Origin of the sequence: Pseudomonas sp. NFIX28 (assembly GCF_900107395.1) — a bacterium.
Lineage (GTDB): Bacteria > Pseudomonadota > Gammaproteobacteria > Pseudomonadales > Pseudomonadaceae > Aquipseudomonas.
In genome coordinates this window covers 214,056-217,953 of sequence record NZ_FNPW01000012.1, presented here as the reverse complement: position 1 = coordinate 217,953, position 3,898 = coordinate 214,056, and the positions used below count along the sequence as shown (strand labels likewise).

Sequence of the window (3,898 nt, the reverse complement as noted above, 5' to 3'; positions counted from 1 at the left end):
AGGCTTGCCCGCGAACAACGAAAACGCGGTCCGTCAGGTGGACCGCGTGGGGGCTATCGCGAGCAAGCTTCGCTCCTACGGTGGCGGGTCGAAACGGCGTAGGAGCGAGGCTTGCCCGCGAACAACGAAAACGCGGTCCGTCAGATGGACCGCGTGGGGGCAATCGCGAGCAAGCTTCGCTCCTACGGGGTGGGTCGAAACGGAGTAGGAGCGAGGCTTGCCCGCGAACAACGAAAACGCGGTCCATCAGGTGGACCGCGTGGGGGGTATCGCGAGCAAGCTTCGCTCCTACGGGCTGGGTTAGCCCTGGCGGCGGGCATCCAGGCTGAAGCGACCGGCGCCGAAGGCCACCACTTGCAGCAGGCCGCCGGCCATGGCGATGTTCTTGAAGAAGTGGATGAACTGGTTCTGGTCGCCCAGGTTGTTGTGGAAGGCCAGGGCGGTCGCCACGCTGAACACGGCCAGGCCCAGGGCGACCAGGCGGGTGCGGTAGCCGGCGATCAGCAGCAGGCCGCCACCCAGTTCCACGGCGATGGCGATGCCCAGGGCCAGTTGCGGGAAGGGCAGGCCGACCGATTCGATGTAGCCGACCATGGCGGCCGGCGCGGCGATTTTCGAGAAGCCGGAAAGGATGAAGATCGCGCTGAGCAGGACGCGCCCGATCAGGCTGATGCTGGCGTTGCTGTTCGAGGTAGCGGACAGGGTGTTGGTCAGTGTGGACATGCTGGATTCTCTCAGTGGGTTCGGCCTCACCACCTTGGTGCGCCGCGATGGAGAGAAGTTTGCCACTGGCGTTATGAACGCAATAGCCGAATAATTTCGAGTATCAGGTTCGATTTTCTAGAACGAAGTATTGGCGAGAAACCAGCATGTCCAGCAACCCCGGCACACCGACCCTCGATCAACTGCGCATCTTCCTCACCATCGTCGAGGTCGGCAGCTTCGCCGGCGCGGCGCGCAAGCTGCATCGCGCGACCTCGGTAATCAGCTATTCCATGGCCAACCTGGAGCTGCAACTGGGGGTCAGCCTGTTCGACCGCAAGACCACCCGCAAACCCCAGCTCACCGAGGCCGGGCGCACGGTGCTGGCCGAGGCGCGGAGCATCTACAACGGTATCGACGGCCTGCGGGCCAAGGTCAAGGGATTGCTGCAAGGGCTGGAAGCGGAGATCCATTTGGTGATCGACGTGATGTTCCCGGCGGCGCGCATCGTCGATGCGCTGAAAAGCTTTCGCGCCGAGTTCCCCACCGTGCAGCTGCACCTGCATATGGAGGCGTTGGGCGCGGTGACGCAGATGGTGCTGGAAGGGCGCGCCACGGTCGGCGTCAGCGGCATGATGCATCGCAACATCGCGGGTATCGAGCGGGTGGAGGCCGGCTTCGTCACGCTGATCCCGGTCGCCGCCCCTGACCATCCGCTGGCGCAGGCGTCGGTCAACCTGCCGGGGGCCGGCCGCGAGCATGTGCAGCTGGTGCTGTCGGACCGTTCCGAGCTGACGCGCAACCAGGATTTCGGCGTGGTCGGCACCCACAGCTGGCGCCTGGCGGACCTGGGTTCCAAGCATATGCTGCTCAGGGAAGGCGTCGGCTGGGGCAACATGCCGCTGCCGATGGTCGAGGAAGATCTGGCCAGCGGCCGCCTGGTCAAGCTCGATCTGCCAGGGGGGCAGAGCCTGCCTTACGGCTTCGACGCCATTCACCGCATCGACACGCCGCCGGGGCCGGCGGCGTCCTGGCTGATCGAACGGTTGGCCGCCCAGGCTCAGTCCGCGGCCTGATCGGCCTCTGCGCCAGGGCCTAGGGCCTGGGCCAGGAAGTCGACGAAGAAGCGGATTTTCTGCGACACATGGCGATTGCTGGCATACACCGCGTAGATGGTCCGGCGCGGCATGGAATAACAGGGCAGGACCCGTTGCAACTGGCCGCTGTCGAGCAGCGGCTGGGCGATGAATGAGGGCAGGGCGCCAATACCCAGCCCGGCCTGGAGCATGTCGCTGAGCATCAGGCTGTTGTCCACGGCAAAGCGCACCGGCAGTTCCAGGCGGCTGCTGCCTTGCGGGCCTTCCAGTTGCCAGTGGCCGGGATGCTCGGCCAGGCGATAGGCCAGGCAGCTGTGGTCGCGCAGCTGGTCGACGGTCTGCGGGCTGCCATTGGCCTGCAGGTAGGCCGGGGCGGCGCAGATCAACTGTTCGATTTCCCCCAGGCGCCGGGCGATCAGCGACGAGTCGCTCAACTGTCGGCGAATCCGCAGCGACACGTCGAAGCCTTCGCTCACCACATCCAGCAGGCGGTCGTCGAGGGTCAGGTCGATGCGAAATTGCGGGTAGCGCCGCATGAAGTCGGCCAGGATCGGCGACAGCACCTTGAGGCCGAACGACAGCGGCGCGTTGACCCGCAGGCGGCCGCCCGGCTCACGAGTGCCGGCGCGAGTCGCGCATTCCAGGGCCGCCAGTTCGTCGAGCAAGTGGCAGCACTCGCTGAAGTAGGCCTGGCCGGCGTCCGACAGGCTCATGCGGCGCGTGGTGCGCAGCAGCAACAGGCTGCCCAGGTGTTCCTCCAGCTGGCGCACCTGCTTGCTGACCGCAGCGGTGGATTGCCCCAGGTCGTTGGCCGCGAGGCTGAAGCTGGCGCGCTCCACCACTCGGCGAAAGGTGCGCATGGCTGCCAGCACATCCATATTGTTTCTCCTGGGTTGAATATGTCTTAACGAAACGGCGGATTATCGCCGAATTGTTAATCCATACCATGGGCACTTCATTTCACAGGAGTGTCGTCATGGCTATTTCCCGTTTGTTGCGTGTCATCCCCGGCCTGGCCGCCTTGTCGCTGTTCAGTACGCTGTGCGGCGCCGCGCCCCAGGCCGAAGTCGGTGTCAGCCCCTGGGGGCCGAAGGATGAGATCGGCCGCCTGAACCTGATCACCGAGCAGTCCCGCGCGGCGATCATGGCCCGGGTCAGTGGCAGCCAGGCCTACGACCTGGCGGTGGAATATTTCGTCGGCATGCCCAGCTGGCAGGCGGCGGGCGATCCGCCGTACCAGATGTGGATGACCCACACCCCGCACGGCAATGTGATCGCCGACCCGATGCAGGTCGGCGAGCCAATGAACCGGCATGTCAGCTACACCGGCTCGGCGGTGTCGATGTATGCCCACATGGGCACCCATATCGATGCGCTCAACCACTTCGGCCTCGACGGCAAGATCTGGAACGGCTTTCGCGCCGACCAGCACTTGGGCGACCGTGGCTGGAACGTCACTGGCGCCGAGAAACTGCCGCCGATTGTCGCCCGCGGGGTGCTGATCGATGTCGCCGCAGCCAAGGGCGTGGACATGCTGGCGGACAATTACCGGGTGACCCGGGCCGACCTGCAACAGGCGTTGAAGGCGCAAAAGGTCAGCCTGGAAAAGGGCGACGTGGTGCTGATCCGCACCGGGCGCATGCGCGACTATGAAAAGGCCCAGGCCTATATGGCCAACCCGCCGGGCATGAGCCTGGACGCGGCGAAGTTCCTGGTGGAGGAGGGCGGCGCCATGGTGGTGGGCGCCGATAACCTGAGTTTCGAGACCTTCCCATCGGAGGTGGAGGGCAACTACCTGCCGTTGCACACCTACCTGCTGGCGATGCAGGGCGCGCCGATCCTGGAGCTGGTCAACCTCGAAGGCCTGTCGCGGGACCGGGTGTACCAGTTCGCCTTTATCGGTGCGTCGTTGAAGTTGCGCGGTGCCGATGCGGCGCCGATTCGACCGATTGCCTTGCCGATCCGCTAGGCGCCCGCGGTTTGACGTTTGACCTGTAGCCGCACCCGTTGGTGCTCGATGCTGTGTAGCCGCTGCCGCAGGCTGCGATCGAGCGGCACGCTCGTGGAGGGCTTGAGGGCGCTGGAGACCCTGCGGGTCT

Annotated in this window: 4 protein-coding genes; 2 read left to right on the top strand and 2 right to left on the bottom strand. The window is 65.3% G+C overall.

Translation table 11 applies throughout. From position 1 onward, the window contains the following. Window positions 1–300 precede the first annotated feature (300 nt). Window positions 301–723 carry a DoxX family protein gene (locus BLV20_RS22355; protein ID WP_092304624.1) on the bottom strand — a complete coding sequence of 141 codons (423 nt, stop codon included), beginning with the start codon at window positions 721–723 and terminating at the stop codon, window positions 301–303. Window positions 724–869: 146 nt separating this feature from the next. Between BLV20_RS22355 and BLV20_RS22350 the strand changes: the two genes are divergently transcribed. Then, entirely contained in the window at window positions 870–1,778 is a 909-nt protein-coding gene (locus BLV20_RS22350) for a LysR family transcriptional regulator (RefSeq protein WP_092304623.1), read from the top strand. On the opposite strand, the gene BLV20_RS22345 is transcribed toward BLV20_RS22350, so the two are convergent. Further along, window positions 1,763–2,677: a LysR family transcriptional regulator gene (locus tag BLV20_RS22345; RefSeq protein ID WP_092304622.1), complete on the bottom strand. Its 915-nt coding sequence runs from the start codon at window positions 2,675–2,677 to the stop codon at window positions 1,763–1,765. The genes BLV20_RS22350 and BLV20_RS22345 overlap by 16 nt on opposite strands. Before the next feature lie 98 nt (window positions 2,678–2,775). On the opposite strand from BLV20_RS22345, the gene BLV20_RS22340 reads away from it, so the two are divergent. Further along, window positions 2,776–3,768: a cyclase family protein gene (locus tag BLV20_RS22340; RefSeq protein WP_092304621.1), complete on the top strand. Its 993-nt coding sequence runs from the start codon at window positions 2,776–2,778 to the stop codon at window positions 3,766–3,768. The last annotated feature ends 130 nt before the right edge of the window (window positions 3,769–3,898 follow it).

Bases quoted from the DNA above. Each gene is read 5' to 3' on its own strand.
- BLV20_RS22340 (WP_092304621.1), top strand. From the start codon at position 2,776: ATGGCTATTTCCCGTTTGTTGCGTGTCATCCCCGGCCTGGCCGCCTTG.
- BLV20_RS22345 (WP_092304622.1), bottom strand. From the start codon at position 2,677: ATGGATGTGCTGGCAGCCATGCGCACCTTTCGCCGAGTGGTGGAGCGC.
- BLV20_RS22350 (WP_092304623.1), top strand. From the start codon at position 870: ATGTCCAGCAACCCCGGCACACCGACCCTCGATCAACTGCGCATCTTC.
- BLV20_RS22355 (WP_092304624.1), bottom strand. From the start codon at position 723: ATGTCCACACTGACCAACACCCTGTCCGCTACCTCGAACAGCAACGCC.